The following is a 17,331-nucleotide window of genomic DNA, read 5'->3' as shown; positions in this document are numbered from 1 at the left end:
GCCCAGGTATGATGGAAGACCAACGTAAAACCCACGACTCATGAAAAAATTTCTCAACAGGCGAATCGTTTTTCCGGTTATAGCCGTATGTCTTTTTTTTACGGCGACCTCGTTTAAGAACGATTTTTTCGAGATCGCCAAGCAGATAGAGATATTTACCACCCTGTTCAAGGAGCTGAACATGAACTATGTCGATGAGACCAATCCTGCAGAATTAATGGACGGGGCCATCAAGGAAATGTTGAGTAACCTGGATCCCTATACCGTGTATATGAACGAACAGGATGTGGAAGAATACAAAATGAAGAACACCGGTGAGTATTCCGGCATCGGGGCCGTGGTTCGGAGTTATCGCGATAAACTACTCATTGTGGAACCCTACAAGGGCTATCCTGCCGATGAAGCCGGGTTAAAGGCAGGCGACGAAATACTGAAGATCGGTGACGTCCGCATAGCCGACTTTAAAGATAATGCCGGAGAGTTGTTGCAGGGAGCGGTAAACAGCTCGGTAGACATTACATACAAAAGACAGGGCAAAACACATCAAACCACCCTTACCCGGAAGGAAATAGATGTGGATGCCGTACCTTTTTACGGAAAGATAAACGACGATACCGGGTATATCGTACTCTCCCGCTTTAACCGCAAGGCTTCCGGCCAGACCCGGGAAGCGTTGGAAGACCTGGAATCACAGGGAATTAAACAGCTCGTTCTCGATCTCCGGGGAAACCCTGGCGGATTGCTCACCGAAGCCATTGATGTCACCAACCTCTTTGTGCCCAAGGGAGAGGCTATTGTCACCACAAAATCCAAGGTGAAAAAATTTAACCAGGAATTCCGGACCAGGAAAAAACCGGTAGATACCGAAATACCGCTCGTGGTTTTGATCAACGGCAGGAGTGCCTCTGCGAGTGAGATCGTCTCCGGAGCCCTGCAAGACCTGGACAGGGCTGTGGTCGTGGGGGCGAGGAGCTTCGGAAAGGGCCTGGTGCAAAGGCCGCTTAAACTTACCTACGGAACTCAGCTGAAAGTTACGATCTCCCGCTACTACACTCCCAGCGGAAGGTGTATCCAGGCCCTGGATTACGCACACAGGGATGAAAACGGCCATGCCGTCCGGACGGATGCTTCCCAATACAATGCCTTTAAAACCCGGAAAGGCAGGACCGTATATGACGGTGGGGGGATCACACCCGATCTGGAAGTAAAGACCCTGAAACAAAACAAGATTATAAGGGAGTTGCTCACAAACCATGTAATCTTCGACTATGCCACCAATTACTATTATACCCGGAAAGTGGACGACCTGCAAAGTTTTTCTTTTACGGATAATGATTATGAGGATTTTAAAAAGTTTGTAGTGCAAAGCGGCTTCAATTATGAGACCGAAGTGGAGATGTTGCTGAAGAAAGCTGCCGGGAACAAAGAAATGGAACTGTTGGGTACTCAGGTGCAGCAAGACTATCAGAAATTGCTCAAAGACATAGAAAAAAGCAAGATCACGGCTCTGGACAACTATAAAAAAGAGCTTTCCAAGGAAATAGAAGATGAGATCATTAAAAGGTATTTCTACCGGGAAGGGCTGTATAGTTACTACTTGTCTCACGACGAAGCCATCGTGGCCGCCTCCGGTTTGTTGAAAGACAGGGCAAAATATGAGTCGCTGTTAAAATAGCAGGAAGCTCTTTAAACCGGTAACTCGCCCATCTTCTGTTATCGCCGGGGAATTTTATGGTATAGTCTTTAGCCCCCGATATATACCCGCTTTACCCTGCGGGAAATGGCAGTGATGAGTTCATAGGAAATGGTGCCTGCCGTGGCGGCGAATTCCTCTGCACTGGGGTTTTTGCCATACACCACCACTTCATCCCCTTCCCGGCAGTCTATATCCGTTATATCCACCATAATCATGTCCATACATACATTGCCGATTATAGGAGCGTACTTACCATTGATTCGTACATAGCCTTTGCCGTTTCCGTACGGTCTTCCGATGCCATCGGCATGCCCCAGGGGAAGTGTGGCAGTGAGCGTGGGTTTTTCGGCAATAAAAGCCCTGTTATAGCCCAGGCTATCCCCTTTTTCCAGCCGGTGTATCTGAGAGATCACCGTTTTGAGGGTTCCTATCGGGCGGAGATGTCTGTTTTTTGTTTCGTCATTGCCATAGCCGTAAAGCCCTATGCCGCTCCTGACCATGTCGAACTGTGCTTCGGGGTGGCAAAGTATACCGGAAGTGTTGGATTGGTGAAGCAAAGGCCTGTACCCTGCTATATTTTCGAACATCTCCGTCATTCGCCGGAATGCATTGATCTGACTCCGGGTAAAGCGGTCTTCGTCCGGGTCTTCCGGGGCGGCCAGGTGGGAGAAGATCGAGGCAACCTTCACTGAATGTTTGCCGGAGATCACCGTAAATACCTTTTCGGCCTCATCTTCCCCGAAACCGAGCCTGTTCAGTCCGGTATTGAATTTCAGGTGGATGGGGTAATCCCTGAGCCCGCGCGCATTTGTGATTTCCAGGAAACGGCTCATAATATGATCGGAGTATATGCAGGGCTCCAGAGAATGGTCTATAAGACTGTCAAAATGTACGCTTTGCGGGTGTAATACCAGGACAGGTGTTTGAATGCCTGCCTCGCGAAGCTCTATCCCTTCACTCGTATAGGCCACGGCAAAATAGTCCACTCCGAGTTTTTCCAGGAAGGGGGCGATTTTCGTAGCGTCGTGACCATAGGCGAACGCCTTGACCACGGCAACGAACTTTGTTCCCGGATGAAGGGTAGATTTCAGGTATTCGTAATTGTGACGTAGTGCCCCGAGATCGATTTCAAGCACAGTCTCTGCAACTTTTGACATGATGATGTTCAGCTTTTAATGTGTATTCCTTGTGGTGTGTCGGGGTGGTGTGTTATAGTCGGGGCGGGACAGATGTTCCGGGGGAGTTGCCTTCTTTCTTTTCAGACAGGTCTTCGGGATCTTTTACGTCCATTTTATTTACTTTTTCCCTCAGCATGGCCTTGTAGAATGCAGCCCTGCTCAACGGTTCGTATTCTTCGGTCTCTCCCAGTAATACCAGCTTGTCGTCATTGGATTTCCGGAAACTGTAATGAGCCAGGTTTCCCGTTCTCGTACAGATGGCATGTACCTTGGTAACATACTCTGCGGTGGCCATAAGGGCAGGCATCGGGCCGAAAGGGTTTCCCTTGAAATCCATGTCAAGGCCGGCAACGATAACACGGACCCCTTTGTTGGCCAGGTCGTTGCATACGGTCACAATCTCATCGTCAAAAAACTGGGCCTCGTCTATGCCTATAACATCACAGCCGTCGGCCAGTATCCGGATGTTTGCAGCAGCCGGGACCGGGGTGGAACGGATCTCGTTGGCATCGTGAGATACCACCATTTCATCGCTGTGCCTGGTGTCTATGGAGGGCTTGAATATTTCTACTTTCTGCCTGGCGATCTGTGCCCGTCGGAGCCTGCGGATAAGCTCTTCCGTTTTTCCGGAGAACATGGAACCGCAAATCACCTCTATCCAGCCAAATTGTTCTTTATGATTAACCGTATTTTCGAGAAACATTTTGTATTTTTCAGCTCGGAAAAGGCACAGGCAATTTTTGTAATGCCAACCGGCTCGTTGTTACCAGGGAAAAGCCGAATTTTGTGCTCGTGATCCGCAATATGAGTAAATTATTGTTGTGATATTAAAGCCTGTAAAAAAATCACCCTGTTAAAACAAATGCCATACCCTTTTGGTATGGAACTTGCATAGACTAAAGTAAATCTTTTTTCATTAAAATCTATGCAAAGCTAAGCAAAAAAACGGGACGGGTTTTTATGAAGCCCGGGCCTTTTTTAAATGGATAAATGTTAGAATAATACTAATATATTTGTATCTGTTCGGGGAAAAGGCTATATTATGACTGTAATACAAATAACCTTCCGGCAGACGATCTTCAATATAAAAAGAAGAGTCAGAGGAATTTCCCCCTAAACAGATAAAGAAATAAACCTAATAAAGTAAAAGCAATGAAAAAGAAATTGGAATCCGAATTGGTCAGCATAGCCCACGATATCCTCAAGTTGAAAGGGACGGAAGATGTGGCGGCCCTCCAGATCCGGGCGCAAAAGGTTTATGAGAAGCTGACCGTGTTGAAATTCGTAGAAGAGCACCTGGGCGAGGTACAGCCCTCCGGCGGAAAGAGTGAAGCCCTTATGAAGTTCGAACAGCTTGCAGGAGCGGTTATGGAAGAGAATACCGGGGTGCCCGAGAGCAACCCGCATTCCGAGGACATCATCATTCCGGGAATAGACACCATAAAGGATATGGTGGCAGAAATGCCGGAAAGGGAGACCCTCGAGGATATCCTTGCCGATATTATGCCCGATCCGGTATTCGAAAAAAGACAGGCGGAAGATATTGCCCCGGTCATGGAAAAAACCGAGGTGAAAAAGAAATCACTCAACGATAGGCTAAAAGACGGGATAATCATAGGGCTCAACGATAAACTGGCCTTTATAAAGCACCTCTTTAACGACAGTACGGAAGACTACAACAGGGTGATCTCCCAGATAAATACCATAGGAAGCGAAGAAGAAGCCAGGAGCTTTATTCAGCACATGATAAAACCGGACTATAACAACTGGGAAGGAAAAGAAAAGTACGAAGAGCGCTTTATGATGATCCTCGAACAGAAATTCGCCTGATCTCAATACATCGTTAAATCCGTACCCGTTTATATCCCGGACGCTTGTCCGGAAAGGCGGTTTGTGCGGTATAGGTAAGCAATATACAGCATGGCCAGACTCTATATAGTACCCACGCCCATAGGTAACCTCGATGATATGACCTTCAGGGCGGTCGAAGTCCTGAAACAGGCAGATACCGTTCTTGCAGAAGATACGCGTACCAGCAGCAAGCTGTTTAAACATTTCGATATCAATACCCCGCTGCAAAGCCATCATATGCACAACGAACACAAAACAGTAGATGGCATAGTGCGCCGTATAGCAGGTGGTGAAACTATTGCCCTGATCTCTGATGCGGGTACACCGGCCATTTCCGATCCCGGTTTTCTGCTTACCCGGGCATGCCTCGAACAAGGGCTTGAGGTGGAATGCCTGCCGGGAGCTACGGCATTTGTCCCGGCCCTGGTGAACAGCGGCCTGCCGAATGACAGGTTTGTATTTGAAGGTTTCCTGCCCGTAAAGAAGGGAAGACAGACCCGTCTTAAAGCCCTGGTAGAGGAAACCCGTACCATGGTGTTTTATGAATCTCCCTATAAGTTGATAAAGACCCTGAATGATTTTATAACCTTTTTCGGGGCCGATCGCCCGGTTTCCGTGTCCAGGGAACTCACTAAGTTATATGAAGAAACCGTTCGCGGTACTGCCAGAGAGATACTGGACCACTTTGAGAAAAAACCTCCGAAGGGAGAAATCGTTGTTGTGGTAGCCGGGATTCGGTAGCCAGTTTGAGATACTGAATACCGATCACCGAACACGCCCTCCTAAGCCAATGTGGCTATCCACCAGATATTCCCGAACGGGTCCCTGAAACCCGCGCTTCTCATATTATCGTCTTCATCGATAGGGGACATAAGAGGCTTGGCTCCCGCATCGAGCGCATCGTAATAGGTTTTGTCGGTATCCCTTACATATACGTACATGCTGCCTGGTATGATCTGCTTTCCGGATGCTTCCGCAAGCAGTACAGTACTGTCGCCGATCTTTATTTCGGAGTGCTGTATCTTTCTGTCGGCACTCAGGATACGCATCATTTCCTGGCCTTGAAAGATCCTTTTGATAAAATCTACCAGGGCATCGGCTTGTTCTACAAGCAGGTAGGGCATAACCTGCTGATGCCCCGCAGCTATCTTCATCCGCTTCATCTGTGTTTCGTGTTTGTTAATCCTACAACGCAGGCCGGAACGCAAATATTTTTTACCGGAGAAAATTATTTATTCCCTAAGTGAGATTTAAAATGCTCTGTCCCGTGGTATCCGACCCGAAGGAATGGATATTAATGAACTGCAAATCCTTTTTCAGAGAATGAGCTCCATTTTAATATTGGCCCGCTCATAAGGAGAGTCCGGGTTTAAGGGAACCACTTTAAAGCCGGATTTGATATACAGGTTTATGGCCGGGGTCAGGCTGGTATTGGATTCGAGCACAAGCCGTTTCTTGCCCGTTTTAATGGCATAGTCTATGGCTCGCAGCATAAGCCGTTTGCCGATCTTTTGTCCTTTGTAGCCTTCTGAGACAGCCATTTTGGCCAGTTCGTAGGTATCCGGGCCGTCGGTGATGAGTGCAGCTGTGCCCACGGCTTTGTCTCCGTCCAGTGCAATCAGTATTTGTCCGCCTGGTTCAATGATGGTGCCGTAAGGGTCCTCCAGCATTTCGCTGTCGTGCGATTCTGCTGTAAAATACTTGGCGAGCCATTCGTAGTTGAGCCGGGCGAAATCAGTGGCGTACTCCGGTTGAAACTCGGTGATCTCAATAAATTGAGATGGGGAAGTGTGCTTATTCATGATTGTCCGTTTTAATTTTGATCCTTGCGATATTCGTCAAGGGTGAGTTTTACAAAGCCGTTTTGGCCAAAGGTTTTTTCCATAAGATCCAGGAAGCCAAGGGCGTCTTTATCTTCAAAAGCCCTGGCGATACCTTTTTCGCCCGATTTCCAGATCTTTTCGTAGGCCGGGAGTTTTTTACGGGCCTTTTCCGTAAGCTTCAGCACCCGGACCCGGTTGTCATTTTTATCGGTGCCGGACTCCAGGTAACCGGCCTTTATCATCTTATTGGTAATAGTGATCACTGAAGGATGGGCGAGTAATAGCCTGTTGGCAATTTCCGTAATGGAAAGCCGTTGGTGCACTTTTAACAGTTCGAATATAACATACCAGTTCGGTTCTATATCCACCCCCAGTTCTTTGTAGAGCTTGCGGCCTTCCTGGATAAGCATATCGTTAATGCGTTTTAACCGCATGGTAAATCCGAAATATCCCAGCTCCTTGACAAAATCGTTTTCCATAATTATGTAGTTGACTACACAAATATATAAAAAATGTAGTCGACTACATTAATTTTAAAAAAGAAATTTGCTAGGACGAGCATAACGTTTTATTCGTGCTATTTTTGTGCACCAAAAAGCAGTATTTTGTTTGGAATTAAAGACACAGTTGCAAAGGACAAGGTTTCCTTCCGGGCGATCAATAAGCTGGCAATCCCGGCCATCATTGCAGGTATTGCCGAACCTCTGATCTCCCTGACGGATATTGCTGTTATCGGCAATGTGGATAAAAACCCGGTAGAAGCCCTTGCAGCGGCGGGTATTGTGGGTTCTTTTCTCTCAGCGATCATCTGGATCGTGGCGCAAACGAAAACTGCCATTTCTGCCATTATATCCCAGCATTTCGGGGCCAAAAGACTACATGCCGTGAAGACCCTGGTGCCCCAGGCCATTGCCTTGAATTTTTTGTTGAGCATGGTTATTTACGGGATCACCGCCTTTTTTGCCCGTTCCATCTTTGGAGCTTACAATGCAGAAGGGTTGATCTTGCGTTATAGTGTGGAATATTACCAGATCAGGGCTATCGGTTATCCTCTTACCCTGGTGACCTTTGCTCTTTTCGGGGTTTTCCGGGGCCTGCAGAATACCCTGTGGGCCATGAAAGCCAGTCTCACCGGGGCAGTGCTCAATGTGGTCCTGGATTATATGCTGGTTTATGGAATAGAGGGCTTTATACCTCCGTTACACTTAAAAGGCGCTGCTTTTGCCAGTCTGGCCTCTCAGTTGATCATGCTCCTGATTGCCCTGTATTTTTTCTTTACCAGAACCCCGTTTTCCCTGAAGCTGCACCTCAGGATCAACCCGAAGATCAGAGACCTGCTTTTTATGAGCTTTAACCTCTTTATCCGTACGGCTGCACTTAATTTTGCCATTTACCTGGCCAATGCTTATGCTACGGGTTACGGCAAAAACTACATTGCGGCCCAAAGTATGCTGATGAATATCTGGCTGTTCTTTTCTTTTTTTATCGATGGTTATGCCAATGCCGGCAATGCCATTTCCGGGAGATTGCTGGGTGAGCGGAATTACAGGCGGTTGTGGTATTTGAGTGTCGATATCAGTAAGTATGCAATAAGCATAGCTGTGATCCTGATGGTAGTCTGTGGTACATTCTACAACTCCATAGGAGAGATCTTTAACAAAGACCCGATGGTACTGGCGTTTTTCACATCGGTTTTTTGGATCGTATTGCTAATGCAGCCCGTAAATGCGGTGGCCTTTATGTTCGACGGTATCTTTAAAGGATTGGGGGAAGCTGTATACCTGAGAAATGTACTGCTCGCGGCTACATTTCTCGGATTTACCCCTACCCTGCTCATCGCGGACCATTTTAATTTGAAGCTGTACGGGATATGGATGGCTTTTATGGTGTGGATGCTTATCCGGGCAAGTGCTCTGGTCATTAAATTCCGGAACAAGTATCTCAGGGCTGCAGGCAAGACAGATGCAGCGTAAATGCAGAAAGGAAGAGACGGGTAAAGAGTCGGGATTTTAGATTTACGATTATTTACCCATCAATTTTTTAACCCGGGACCTGAAGCTTTAAACCTGAAACCATAAAGAAGCTGTCAATTAATATTTGTATTTTCGTCTGTATAATTTCATTTTACTAAACATTTTATTTTATGTCTACAACACGTCCCAACGGCAGCTTATACACCAGGACCGAAGGCCGGGTGGCTATTGTGGAATTTGGCCATCCCGCAAGCAATTCATTTCCCCTGGAATTACTGGAACGGTTAAAAAAGGAATTTTACGATCTTTCCGAAAGAGACGATATCCAGGTTATTGTACTGAAAAGCGAGGGGGACAAAGCCTTTTGTGCGGGAGCCTCCTTTAATGAACTGGTAGCGGTCTCTACTGCGGAAGAAGGAAAGGTTTTTTTTAGTGGCTTTGCAGGAGTTATCAATGCCATGCGTAAGTGCCGGAAACTTATCATTGGAAGGATACAGGGAAAGACCGTAGGCGGAGGGGTAGGGCTTGCAGCTGCCTGTGACTATGTGCTGGCTGCTGAAGCGGCTGCCATTAAACTATCTGAACTTACCGTGGGCATAGGCCCCTTTGTCATTGCCCCGGCCGTAGAACGTAAAATGGGAAAAGCAGCCCTGGCAGAGCTTACCCTGGCACCCGACCAGTGGAAAAATGCCTACTGGGCCAAAGAAAAAGGCCTGTATGCCCGCGTTTTTGACCGTATAAGCGAACTGGACAGGGAAGTGATGCTCTTTGCCGAAAAACTGGCTTCGTACAATCCGGATGCCCTTTCGGAAATGAAAAAGGTATTGTGGGAAGGAACTTCGCACTGGGATGAACTGCTGGGCTCCAGGGCTGAGATCACCGGAAGGCTGGTCCTTTCCGGATTTACCCGTAAGGCGCTGGAAAAATTCAAAAAATAACAGATCGCCCGGACCGTTCTGACCGGCGTGGCAAAATACGGACATGGAACAATTTATAGCACACCTGGCCCTGCTTGTGGCCGATTATGACGAAGCCATACATTTCTATACCAAAAAACTGGACTTTACCCTTGTTGAAGATACCCGGCTGAGTGCCACGAAAAGATGGGTGCTGGTCCGGCCGCCGGGAAAAGATGGGTGTTGCCTGTTATTGGCCAGGGCGGATGGAAAAGAACAGGAAAGATATATAGGCAGTCAGGCTGGGGGACGGGTTTTCCTGTTTTTGTATACGGACAATTTCCAAAGAGATTATTTAAAGATGAAGGCAAGGGGAGTGCATTTTGTACGTCCTCCTAAAGAAGAGAAATACGGAACCGTAGCTGTTTTTGAGGACCTATACGGCAATCTCTGGGATCTCCTGGAGCCGCGTTGACCGGAGTGTTAAAAATGAAAAAAGGTTGCCAATAAATTAGACAACCTTTTTACAGCATTTAACGCGCTTTTTGAGTAATAAAACTAACCTAACTAACTAAAACCTAAAACTAAAACCTGTATATACACCAAATGAATACGGCCTGAAACCGCCGCTGTCATTGGAGAATGCATTCCATTGATATTTGAACATGGGCTCTATCTGGAGCTGGAGTTGGTCTGATAGCAGATAATCCACACCCAGGCCCACATTGGTACTGAAATTAACGTCGTTTAAGTTGTTGCTCTCTCCCAGTTTTGTAGACGATGATCCCGATTTTACCAGCAGGGCATTGTCGGTGAGGAAAAGGGAGCTGACTCCTCCGATGAGGTTGAGCCCCAACCTTTGATCTACAACCCTGTACTTGACTTCCATGGGGACTTCGATATAACCAAATTCCTGTTGCATGTGTCCTTCCTGCGAAGCAAAACTGGAAGCTATCTCCTGGTTGGCAGCCAGTGGAGGGTCGATTTTGTCTTTGGCATTGGAAACATATGGTGCGGACGCTCTTTCGGTGGGGCGTGAATAATTGATATTGTCCAGTGATTGGGCCAGGAGGCTGGGGGTAATAGCGACATCGTTTGTATTATAGCCATAGTTTACCCTGTTTACTCCCGAACGCACACTGACTCTTTTGCTCACCTTGTAAGCCACATTGATACCGTAGCTTAGATTGACCTTCCCCGATTTGGGACTCTCTTTGAATTCGGAAGCAATGGGCGATCCGCCACTGATCGAATTGTAATACACAGGGGCTACATTGGGGTTTATACTCCATTTTCCGGTGCCTTTTCCTTGTTTTGAGGCCAGTTCCTTCTCCCGTTCCGATTCATTTTCCATCTCGGCAATGGCTTCCAGCAGGGATTTCTTCGGTTTTTCTTCTTTGTCTCTAATACCTGTTTTTTCCTTGTCCGTGGTGGCCTGGGCAGTGTTTTTTTCAGTAGCCCCGGTGCCTTCAGCTTTGTTTTGCTCCTTGTCTGAAACGTCTGCAATGCGGGGGTTCTCGATTTGATTTCCTTTATTGATCTCCCCTTTGTTTTTGGCAGATGGCGGATCCGTCACGGCAATTTCGGTATTTGCAGACTGTTGGTCTGTATTGGCGTTTTTAGGATCATTTCCCTGTTGAGCAATTCCGGTACCCCCTTGGGAGTTGCTTTCCTGCGGAGACGCACTGCCTGTCCCGGTATTTCGGGGGCCTTGCGTCTTTACGGATTGGGAAGGATCGGTGGTTTTACCTCCATCCTTTCCGGGTTTTGCAGCATTACCTGTCGATACCAGTGGATCGTTATCTTCAAGGTCTCCTTCCCGGGAAATTTCTTTTCCTTCGGCGGGTTTATCAGGGCCATTCACGACTTTCTCCAGGACGTCATCGGGGATGTCTGCAGGTTCTGTAGACAGGAAGTTCAACCCGAGAGAGAGTAACAGGGCGATGGCAGCGGCGATCCCTCCAAGGCGCCACCAGAATGCGGGAGTGGCTTTTTTCTGCCTTTCGGGTACACTGCTTGCTCCCAAAGGAATGCCGTCCAGCTTTGCTCCAATATCAGCCCATAGGTCGCGATCGGGAAAAACCTCAAAGTCCTTGAACTTTTCCTGGAACAATCTGTCTATGTTCTTTTTATTGCCCATTACCTTATAGTGATGTCACTTTTTTTTTACGATGGTCTTCTTCGATATATGTTTTTAAGATCGTTCTGGCCCTGGAGAGATTGGATTTGGAGGTCCCTTCCGTTACCCCGAGCATTTCGGAAATTTCTTTATGGGAATAGCCGTCCATGACATAGAGATTGAAGGTCAGCCTGTACTTGTCCGGCAATTTCTGTATAATGCTCAGCAGGTAATCCAGGCTGATGTCCTCGTCTTCAATTTCTACTTCTACTTCATCTTCGATTTCCTCCGAAACGATGTTAAAGACCTTTTCCTTGCGGTATTTCTGGAGTACGGTATTTACGGTTACTCTCCGCACCCAGCCTTCAAAAGAACCCTTGAACCGGTACTGGCCGATCTTGTTGAATATGGCCATAAAGCTATCCTGCAGATTGTCTTCCGCCTCTGTCTGGTTCCGGGAATATTTGAGACAAATGCTGTATAATTTACCATTGAATAAACGGTATAACTGCTCTTGTGCCTTTCTGTCCCGGTCCTTGCACCGGTTTATGAGTTCTTCTAAACTCACTTATAGTTTTACGTTAGTTTTGGTGGCCCTGTAGGACTGTTGTAATGGTTACAGGGATCGGGGTTAATTAGTTTCGTCTTCTTCTTTTTTTACCGGGATGTCATAAATTATATATTCACTTTCTCCGTCAGCATCTACTCCCGTCCAGAATTGAACTGTATATTTAGAAGGGATTGGAGAGGCATCGGATATTTTGAAATCGTCTATGGTACTGCTTTTTTCGCTGTTTAATGTCCGGCACGAATCCTTGCTCGTCTGAACCTGGGCAAGTGCTGCAAACGTAACTACACGTACGGAATCGTTAGATTTTTCCTTGTCTATAAATCCTTGATAGCCAATGTATGAGTGGCAGTCGGTAGGGATTTTATATGTAAAATCAATGGTGTAGGTTTCTCCGGGCTCCAGGGTGTCGGGAAGATCGGTTATTTCCGTTATCGGGATGGGTTCGTTATAAAAATTCACACCATCATCATTCAGGCATCCGGATAAAGCTAATACCAGAGTTAAAAATGCTGCTGCAATACTTACTTTTTTCATGTTATTTCTTTTTAATTTTAGGAGGTTTTATTATTTTATAAACGTATTTTTATTTTCTTCTCGGGTGTAAAATTACATTTGTGGTTTTTATCGCACAAACGCAATTAACGACGATTTTCTGCTTAGAAGATGCTGATGGAATAATATGGTTGCGCAGAAAACAAAAAAAATCCTGCTCTCTGTGTCAGGGGAGCAGGATTTCGAATATAAAATGCAGTTATTAGACGGTCTCTTAGCTTTTTATGGCTTTCAGGGCTTCCTTGATCTTGCTTTCCAGTTCTTCCAGGAGTTCCGGGTTGTCTTCCAGGAGGAGTTTTACGGCATCTCTCCCCTGTCCCAGTTTGGTGTCGCCATAACTAAACCAGGAACCACTCTTTTTAATGATCTCGTATTCCACGCCCAGGTCCAGTATTTCACCTACGCGGGAAATACCTTCGCCATACATAATGTCGAATTCCGTAGCCTTGAAGGGAGGGGCCACCTTATTTTTCACCACTTTTACCTTGGTCTTGTTACCTGCTACCTCACCGTTGCTGTCCTTGATCTGGGTAGACCGCCGGATATCGAGCCGTACGGAGGCATAGAATTTAAGGGCGTTACCTCCGGTAGTGGTCTCCGGATTGCCAAACATAACCCCGATCTTTTCCCGGAGCTGGTTGATGAATATTACGGTACACTTGGTCCTGCTTATGCTGGCCGTGAGTTTTCGCAGGGCCTGAGACATAAGCCGGGCGTGCAGTCCCATTTTGGAATCTCCCATTTCGCCCTCGATCTCGCTTTTCGGGGTCAGTGCCGCAACAGAATCGATAATAACGATGTCAATGGCTCCCGAACGGATAAGGTTGTCGGCGATCTCCAGGGCCTGTTCCCCGTGGTCGGGCTGGGAAATGATGAGGTTGTCCACATCCACACCGAGCTTTTGGGCATAAAAACGGTCAAAGGCGTGTTCCGCATCGACAAAGGCCGCGATCCCGCCGGCTTTCTGTGCCTCAGCCATGGCGTGAAGTGTAAGGGTGGTCTTACCCGATGATTCCGGTCCGTATATCTCTATGACCCTGCCTTTTGGATAACCGCCTACTCCCAGGGCGATATCGAGGCCTATGGACCCTGAGGGCACGACTTCCATGTCTTCCACCACATGGTCTCCCATTTTCATCACCGCCCCTTTTCCGTAGGTCTTGTCTAGTTTATCCAGCGTTAGCTTCAGGGCTTTTAGTTTTGCGTCTTTCTCTGAACTCATTACTGCGTTTTTTCTAAAAAATAATTCGTGCTAAATTAGTGTTTCTTTTTCAGAGTAACAACGGGTTGAAAGGTGTTGTTTATCCCTTTCGTATGCCCTCTGCGAAAAAATGGCCTGTGTTCCGTAAAATACGCGGACTTTGCAGTGCTGTTAAAAAAAGTTACTTTTGCAAAAAAAATTAGAAGCTGTCTATGTTTTGTTTTTGGAATATTTTATAGTGTATTTTTTCGTCAGGCGAAGGTATTTTAAAGCTACGTGGCGAAAAATAGCTGAAGTACGGTTGCTGAGCGCAGCCGAAGCATGGCGGAAAAAGACGCGTAAAAGAACCAAAGGCGATGCCCTGAGCTTGCCGAAGGGATAAAACTTAGATAGTTTCTTATTCGATTTCTTTAATCTTAAAAATTCGTATAGCATGCAACTGTACAATACTTTAAGTGCTAAGGAAAGAGCAGAGCTTATCGAAAAAGCGGGTAAGGACCGCCTTACACTCTCTTTCTACAAGTACCATCACATTAAAAATCCGCAGATCTTCCGGAATCACCTTTTTGTTACCTGGGACGAAATGGATGTGCTCGGCAGGATATATATTGCCAGAGAGGGAATAAACGGGCAGCTTTCCGTCCCGGCAGATAATTTCAGGGCGTTCAAGGAACACCTGGACAGCATTACTTTCCTGAAGGATGTAAGGCTCAATATCGCCATAGAGCACGATGACAAGTCCTTTCTGAAACTGAAGGTAAAAGTAAGGAACAAGATTGTCGCAGACGGACTGAACGACGATACTTTTGATGTCACCGATAAAGGGGTGCATGTAGATGCCGAAAAATTCAACGAACTTATCGAAGACCCGGATACCATTCTGGTGGATATGCGTAACCACTATGAAAGCGAGATAGGACATTTTAAAAATGCTATCACCCCCGATGTAGATACGTTCCGGGATTCCCTGCCCATCATAGAGGAAGACCTCAAGGAGCACAAGGAAGACAAAAAACTGGTGATGTACTGCACCGGAGGCATCCGCTGTGAGAAGGCAAGTGCATACTTTAAGCACAAAGGTTTTAAGGATGTGTACCAGCTGGAGGGTGGTATTATTGAATATACCCGGCAGGTGAAAGGCAAAGATCTGGAAAATAAGTTTATAGGGAAGAACTTTGTCTTCGATGAACGCAGGGCCGAGCGTATATCGGAAGATATCATAGCCCATTGTCACCAATGCGGTAAACCCTGCGACACTCATGTGAATTGTGCCAATGAAGCCTGTCATTTGCTGTTTATCCAATGCGAAGAATGCGCCGAAAAGATGAACAGATGTTGCTCGGAAGCCTGTATGGAGGTCGTAGCCCTTCCGTATGAAGAACAAAAAGCCCTGCGCAAAGGAAAATATAAGAGCAACAACATTTTTAAGAAGGGACGTTCGGAGGTACTCAAATTTAAAGGGTAGGCGAGGATTCGGGTATTCCAGTGTATGAATATGAAACCAAAAACCCGCAACCCGAATACCGGTATACCCGAATACCCGTAAACTAAAAAAAGCCGTATCTTTACATTTTGTAAGGTGCAGAGGTGCCTTACGCGGAGAGAATTATTTATGAACCTTTTACTGCATATTTCCGTGAAAAATACGGGGATATACGGGTACAATATATATGAAATATGGGATGTAGCAGTTGTTCAACCGGTAAGGGAGGACAGCCACGAGGATGTAAGAATAATGGAACATGCGGGACTGATGGTTGCAATAAACTTACTGTATTTGATTGGCTTTCCAATATGGCACTTCCGTCGGGCCAGCAATCTTTTGACTGTGTGGAGGTCCGCTTTAAAAACAGCAGAAAGGAATTTTTCAGAAATAGTGAAAAGCTACCGCTTTCCATGGGAGATGTCGTAGCTACCGAAGCCGCTTCGGGCCATGATGTAGGGATCGTTACCCTTACCGGCGAGCTGGTAAAGGTACAGATGAAAAAGAAAAAGACCGATTGGGAAGACCCTTCCCTTCCTAAAATATACCGCAAGGCCTCTCAAAGGGATGTCGATGTATGGACCGCCGTGAGGAACAAGGAAGAAGAAGTAAAGAAAAAATCGCGCGAACTGGCTATTGCCCTGGGCCTTCAGATGAAAATTTCCGATATTGAGTACCAGGGAGATGGTTCTAAAGCCACATTTTACTATACGGCTGATGAACGGGTAGACTTCAGGCAACTCATTAAAGATATGGCCCGGGCCTTTAATGTACGCATAGAGATGCGGCAGATAGGTTTTCGCCAGGAAGCATCACGCCTTGGAGGTGTGGGGTCCTGCGGAAGGGAATTGTGTTGTTCTACCTGGCTTACCGACTTCCGGTCGGTCAATACCTCTTCGGCCAGGTACCAGCAATTGTCTCTCAACCCGCAAAAACTGGCAGGGCAGTGCGGCAAACTGAAGTGCTGCCTTAACTACGAACTGGATGCCTATCTCGATGCCCTCCAGGAATTTCCCAAGACCGATGTAAAGTTGCAGACCAGGAAAGGAAAGGCCATTTGCCAGAAAATAGATATATTCAAAGGTTTTCTGTGGTATGCCTATGAAGAAAACAGTGCCAACTGGCACAAACTGATGCTGGACCAGGTACAGGAGATCATTGGCAAGAATCAGGACAATGTCAAGGTGGAAAGCCTGGAAGAATACGCTTCGGAAATTGCCGAGGAAGATACTAAACGGGAGTTTGAAAACGTTGTAGGACAGGATAGCCTCACCAGGTTCGACCAGCCCAAAAAGAAACGGAAGAACAAGACCAGGAAAAAGAGAAACCACAAAAGGGCCACAAAGAAAAGAGGATGAACATAATTAATGATTTGCGATTTTAGATTTCCGCGTTGGGATTTTACAGTAGAACAAACCTGAGACCGTAAATCTGAGATCGTAAACCGTAAATCTAAAATCCGGATGGATAAGATCATCAGATCATTTTTTTGGACAGGATGTATGTTTTTGTTATCCTGTAATTCCAACAATGTGTATTCCGATTACCAGGCTCTTCACAATGCCTGGGACAAGGACGAAAGTGTGGATTTTACCTTCCGGCCCCCCGATACCGTACAGCCCTACAATATGTTTATCCATTTGCGGAACGATGAAAACTATAAATTCAGTAACTTGTTTCTTATTGTTAACCTGAATTTTCCCGATGGCAAGGTCATTGCGGATACCCTCGAATACAAAATGGCAAGGCCCGACGGGGAATGGCTGGGACAGGGGTTTACCGAGTTGAAGGAGAGTAAGTTGTGGTATAAGGAAAATGTGGTTTTCCCTGCTTCGGGCAACTATACCGTAGCCATTAAACACGCGATGAGGAAAGTAGGGGAAGTAGAAGGCGTAGGAGAGCTGGAAGGGATCACCGATGTGGGAATAGAGATAGATAAACCGGATAAAAAATAAAGTTGGTTACTTGGTTGTTGAGTTATTAAGTCC

General features: G+C 46.5%; 19 protein-coding genes. 10 read left to right on the top strand and 9 right to left on the bottom strand.

Features of this window, described 5'->3' with window-relative positions:
- Nucleotides 1–40: 40 nt before the first annotated feature.
- The gene (locus tag KN811_RS11715) at nucleotides 41–1,675 is read left to right on the top strand and encodes a S41 family peptidase (RefSeq protein ID WP_187963745.1); all 1,635 of its coding nucleotides are present in this window, start codon (nucleotides 41–43) and stop codon (nucleotides 1,673–1,675) included.
- Between the two features lie 68 nt (nucleotides 1,676–1,743).
- Here the strand turns inward: KN811_RS11715 and alr are convergent, their stop codons facing one another.
- Entirely contained in the window at nucleotides 1,744–2,853 is a 1,110-nt protein-coding gene (alr, locus tag KN811_RS11710) for an alanine racemase (protein WP_187963744.1), read from the bottom strand.
- A gap of 52 nt (nucleotides 2,854–2,905) precedes the next feature.
- On the bottom strand, nucleotides 2,906–3,577 hold the full coding sequence (locus KN811_RS11705) for a thymidine kinase (protein ID WP_187963743.1): 672 nt from the start codon (nucleotides 3,575–3,577) through the stop codon (nucleotides 2,906–2,908).
- A gap of 449 nt (nucleotides 3,578–4,026) precedes the next feature.
- Between KN811_RS11705 and KN811_RS11700 the strand changes: the two genes are divergently transcribed.
- Both KN811_RS11700 and rsmI read left to right on the top strand, forming a co-directional pair.
- Entirely contained in the window at nucleotides 4,027–4,704 is a 678-nt protein-coding gene (locus KN811_RS11700) for a hypothetical protein (protein ID WP_187963742.1), read from the top strand.
- A gap of 90 nt (nucleotides 4,705–4,794) precedes the next feature.
- A complete protein-coding gene (gene rsmI, locus KN811_RS11695; protein WP_187963741.1) occupies nucleotides 4,795–5,466 on the top strand; it encodes a 16S rRNA (cytidine(1402)-2'-O)-methyltransferase in 672 nt (223 codons plus the stop codon).
- 41 nt (nucleotides 5,467–5,507) lie between these two features.
- On the opposite strand, the gene KN811_RS11690 is transcribed toward rsmI, so the two are convergent.
- The 3 genes from KN811_RS11690 to KN811_RS11680 all read right to left on the bottom strand — a co-directional run bounded on the left by KN811_RS11690 (nucleotide 5,508) and on the right by KN811_RS11680 (nucleotide 7,027).
- Nucleotides 5,508–5,888, bottom strand: coding sequence for a VOC family protein (locus KN811_RS11690; RefSeq protein ID WP_187963740.1), 381 nt, complete (start codon nucleotides 5,886–5,888; stop codon nucleotides 5,508–5,510).
- A 153-nt stretch (nucleotides 5,889–6,041) separates the two neighbouring features.
- Nucleotides 6,042–6,527 carry a GNAT family N-acetyltransferase gene (locus tag KN811_RS11685; RefSeq protein ID WP_187963739.1) on the bottom strand — a complete coding sequence of 162 codons (486 nt, stop codon included), beginning with the start codon at nucleotides 6,525–6,527 and terminating at the stop codon, nucleotides 6,042–6,044.
- 11 nt (nucleotides 6,528–6,538) lie between these two features.
- Nucleotides 6,539–7,027: a MarR family winged helix-turn-helix transcriptional regulator gene (locus KN811_RS11680; RefSeq protein WP_187963738.1), complete on the bottom strand. Its 489-nt coding sequence runs from the start codon at nucleotides 7,025–7,027 to the stop codon at nucleotides 6,539–6,541.
- Between the two features lie 126 nt (nucleotides 7,028–7,153).
- Here KN811_RS11680 and KN811_RS11675 point away from each other — a divergent pair, with 126 nt between their 5' ends.
- The 3 genes from KN811_RS11675 to KN811_RS11665 all read left to right on the top strand — a co-directional run bounded on the left by KN811_RS11675 (nucleotide 7,154) and on the right by KN811_RS11665 (nucleotide 9,892).
- Complete coding sequence (locus tag KN811_RS11675) at nucleotides 7,154–8,521, top strand: MATE family efflux transporter (RefSeq protein WP_223129339.1); 1,368 nt, start codon at nucleotides 7,154–7,156, stop codon at nucleotides 8,519–8,521.
- 170 nt (nucleotides 8,522–8,691) lie between these two features.
- Nucleotides 8,692–9,459 carry an enoyl-CoA hydratase/isomerase family protein gene (locus KN811_RS11670; RefSeq protein WP_187963737.1) on the top strand — a complete coding sequence of 256 codons (768 nt, stop codon included), beginning with the start codon at nucleotides 8,692–8,694 and terminating at the stop codon, nucleotides 9,457–9,459.
- A gap of 43 nt (nucleotides 9,460–9,502) precedes the next feature.
- Complete coding sequence (locus tag KN811_RS11665; RefSeq protein WP_187963736.1) at nucleotides 9,503–9,892, top strand: VOC family protein; 390 nt, start codon at nucleotides 9,503–9,505, stop codon at nucleotides 9,890–9,892.
- Between the two features lie 96 nt (nucleotides 9,893–9,988).
- Here KN811_RS11665 and KN811_RS11660 read toward each other — a convergent pair whose 3' ends face one another.
- From KN811_RS11660 to recA, 4 genes are all read right to left on the bottom strand, one after another.
- Nucleotides 9,989–11,557 carry an outer membrane beta-barrel protein gene (locus KN811_RS11660; RefSeq protein ID WP_187963735.1) on the bottom strand — a complete coding sequence of 523 codons (1,569 nt, stop codon included), beginning with the start codon at nucleotides 11,555–11,557 and terminating at the stop codon, nucleotides 9,989–9,991.
- Between the two features lie 4 nt (nucleotides 11,558–11,561).
- A complete protein-coding gene (locus tag KN811_RS11655) occupies nucleotides 11,562–12,104 on the bottom strand; it encodes a sigma-70 family RNA polymerase sigma factor (protein WP_187963734.1) in 543 nt (180 codons plus the stop codon).
- A gap of 63 nt (nucleotides 12,105–12,167) precedes the next feature.
- A complete protein-coding gene (locus KN811_RS11650) occupies nucleotides 12,168–12,641 on the bottom strand; it encodes a hypothetical protein (protein WP_187963733.1) in 474 nt (157 codons plus the stop codon).
- A gap of 232 nt (nucleotides 12,642–12,873) precedes the next feature.
- On the bottom strand, nucleotides 12,874–13,881 hold the full coding sequence (gene recA / locus KN811_RS11645) for a recombinase RecA (RefSeq protein WP_187963732.1): 1,008 nt from the start codon (nucleotides 13,879–13,881) through the stop codon (nucleotides 12,874–12,876).
- A gap of 166 nt (nucleotides 13,882–14,047) precedes the next feature.
- Between recA and KN811_RS11640 the strand changes: the two genes are divergently transcribed.
- The 4 genes from KN811_RS11640 to KN811_RS11625 all read left to right on the top strand — a co-directional run bounded on the left by KN811_RS11640 (nucleotide 14,048) and on the right by KN811_RS11625 (nucleotide 17,298).
- Nucleotides 14,048–14,242, top strand: a complete 195-nt coding sequence (locus KN811_RS11640) for a hypothetical protein (protein WP_187963731.1) — start codon at nucleotides 14,048–14,050, stop codon at nucleotides 14,240–14,242.
- 51 nt (nucleotides 14,243–14,293) lie between these two features.
- Nucleotides 14,294–15,325: an oxygen-dependent tRNA uridine(34) hydroxylase TrhO gene (trhO, locus tag KN811_RS11635; RefSeq protein WP_187963730.1), complete on the top strand. Its 1,032-nt coding sequence runs from the start codon at nucleotides 14,294–14,296 to the stop codon at nucleotides 15,323–15,325.
- A 212-nt stretch (nucleotides 15,326–15,537) separates the two neighbouring features.
- The gene (locus KN811_RS11630; protein WP_187963729.1) at nucleotides 15,538–16,701 is read left to right on the top strand and encodes a PSP1 domain-containing protein; all 1,164 of its coding nucleotides are present in this window, start codon (nucleotides 15,538–15,540) and stop codon (nucleotides 16,699–16,701) included.
- A gap of 105 nt (nucleotides 16,702–16,806) precedes the next feature.
- Nucleotides 16,807–17,298, top strand: coding sequence for a gliding motility lipoprotein GldH (locus KN811_RS11625; RefSeq protein WP_187963728.1), 492 nt, complete (start codon nucleotides 16,807–16,809; stop codon nucleotides 17,296–17,298).
- Nucleotides 17,299–17,331: the final 33 nt, after the last annotated feature.

The sequence above is a fragment of the Sinomicrobium weinanense genome (assembly GCF_018863395.1).
Lineage (GTDB): Bacteria > Bacteroidota > Bacteroidia > Flavobacteriales > Flavobacteriaceae > Sinomicrobium > Sinomicrobium weinanense.
Note: the sequence above shows the minus strand (reverse complement) of the source record. Positions and strands in the feature narration are given on the sequence as shown.

What these genes read in the sequence shown, in the direction of transcription:
- KN811_RS11715 (WP_187963745.1), top strand. Translation starts at nt 41, where the DNA reads ATGAAAAAATTTCTCAACAGGCGAATCGTTTTTCCGGTTATAGCCGTA.
- alr (WP_187963744.1), bottom strand. Translation starts at nt 2,853, where the DNA reads ATGTCAAAAGTTGCAGAGACTGTGCTTGAAATCGATCTCGGGGCACTA.
- KN811_RS11705 (WP_187963743.1), bottom strand. Translation starts at nt 3,577, where the DNA reads ATGTTTCTCGAAAATACGGTTAATCATAAAGAACAATTTGGCTGGATA.
- KN811_RS11700 (WP_187963742.1), top strand. Translation starts at nt 4,027, where the DNA reads ATGAAAAAGAAATTGGAATCCGAATTGGTCAGCATAGCCCACGATATC.
- rsmI (WP_187963741.1), top strand. Translation starts at nt 4,795, where the DNA reads ATGGCCAGACTCTATATAGTACCCACGCCCATAGGTAACCTCGATGAT.
- KN811_RS11690 (WP_187963740.1), bottom strand. Translation starts at nt 5,888, where the DNA reads ATGAAGCGGATGAAGATAGCTGCGGGGCATCAGCAGGTTATGCCCTAC.
- KN811_RS11685 (WP_187963739.1), bottom strand. Translation starts at nt 6,527, where the DNA reads ATGAATAAGCACACTTCCCCATCTCAATTTATTGAGATCACCGAGTTT.
- KN811_RS11680 (WP_187963738.1), bottom strand. Translation starts at nt 7,027, where the DNA reads ATGGAAAACGATTTTGTCAAGGAGCTGGGATATTTCGGATTTACCATG.
- KN811_RS11670 (WP_187963737.1), top strand. Translation starts at nt 8,692, where the DNA reads ATGTCTACAACACGTCCCAACGGCAGCTTATACACCAGGACCGAAGGC.
- KN811_RS11665 (WP_187963736.1), top strand. Translation starts at nt 9,503, where the DNA reads ATGGAACAATTTATAGCACACCTGGCCCTGCTTGTGGCCGATTATGAC.
- KN811_RS11660 (WP_187963735.1), bottom strand. Translation starts at nt 11,557, where the DNA reads ATGGGCAATAAAAAGAACATAGACAGATTGTTCCAGGAAAAGTTCAAG.
- KN811_RS11650 (WP_187963733.1), bottom strand. Translation starts at nt 12,641, where the DNA reads ATGAAAAAAGTAAGTATTGCAGCAGCATTTTTAACTCTGGTATTAGCT.
- recA (WP_187963732.1), bottom strand. Translation starts at nt 13,881, where the DNA reads ATGAGTTCAGAGAAAGACGCAAAACTAAAAGCCCTGAAGCTAACGCTG.
- trhO (WP_187963730.1), top strand. Translation starts at nt 14,294, where the DNA reads ATGCAACTGTACAATACTTTAAGTGCTAAGGAAAGAGCAGAGCTTATC.
- KN811_RS11630 (WP_187963729.1), top strand. Translation starts at nt 15,538, where the DNA reads ATGGGATGTAGCAGTTGTTCAACCGGTAAGGGAGGACAGCCACGAGGA.
- KN811_RS11625 (WP_187963728.1), top strand. Translation starts at nt 16,807, where the DNA reads ATGGATAAGATCATCAGATCATTTTTTTGGACAGGATGTATGTTTTTG.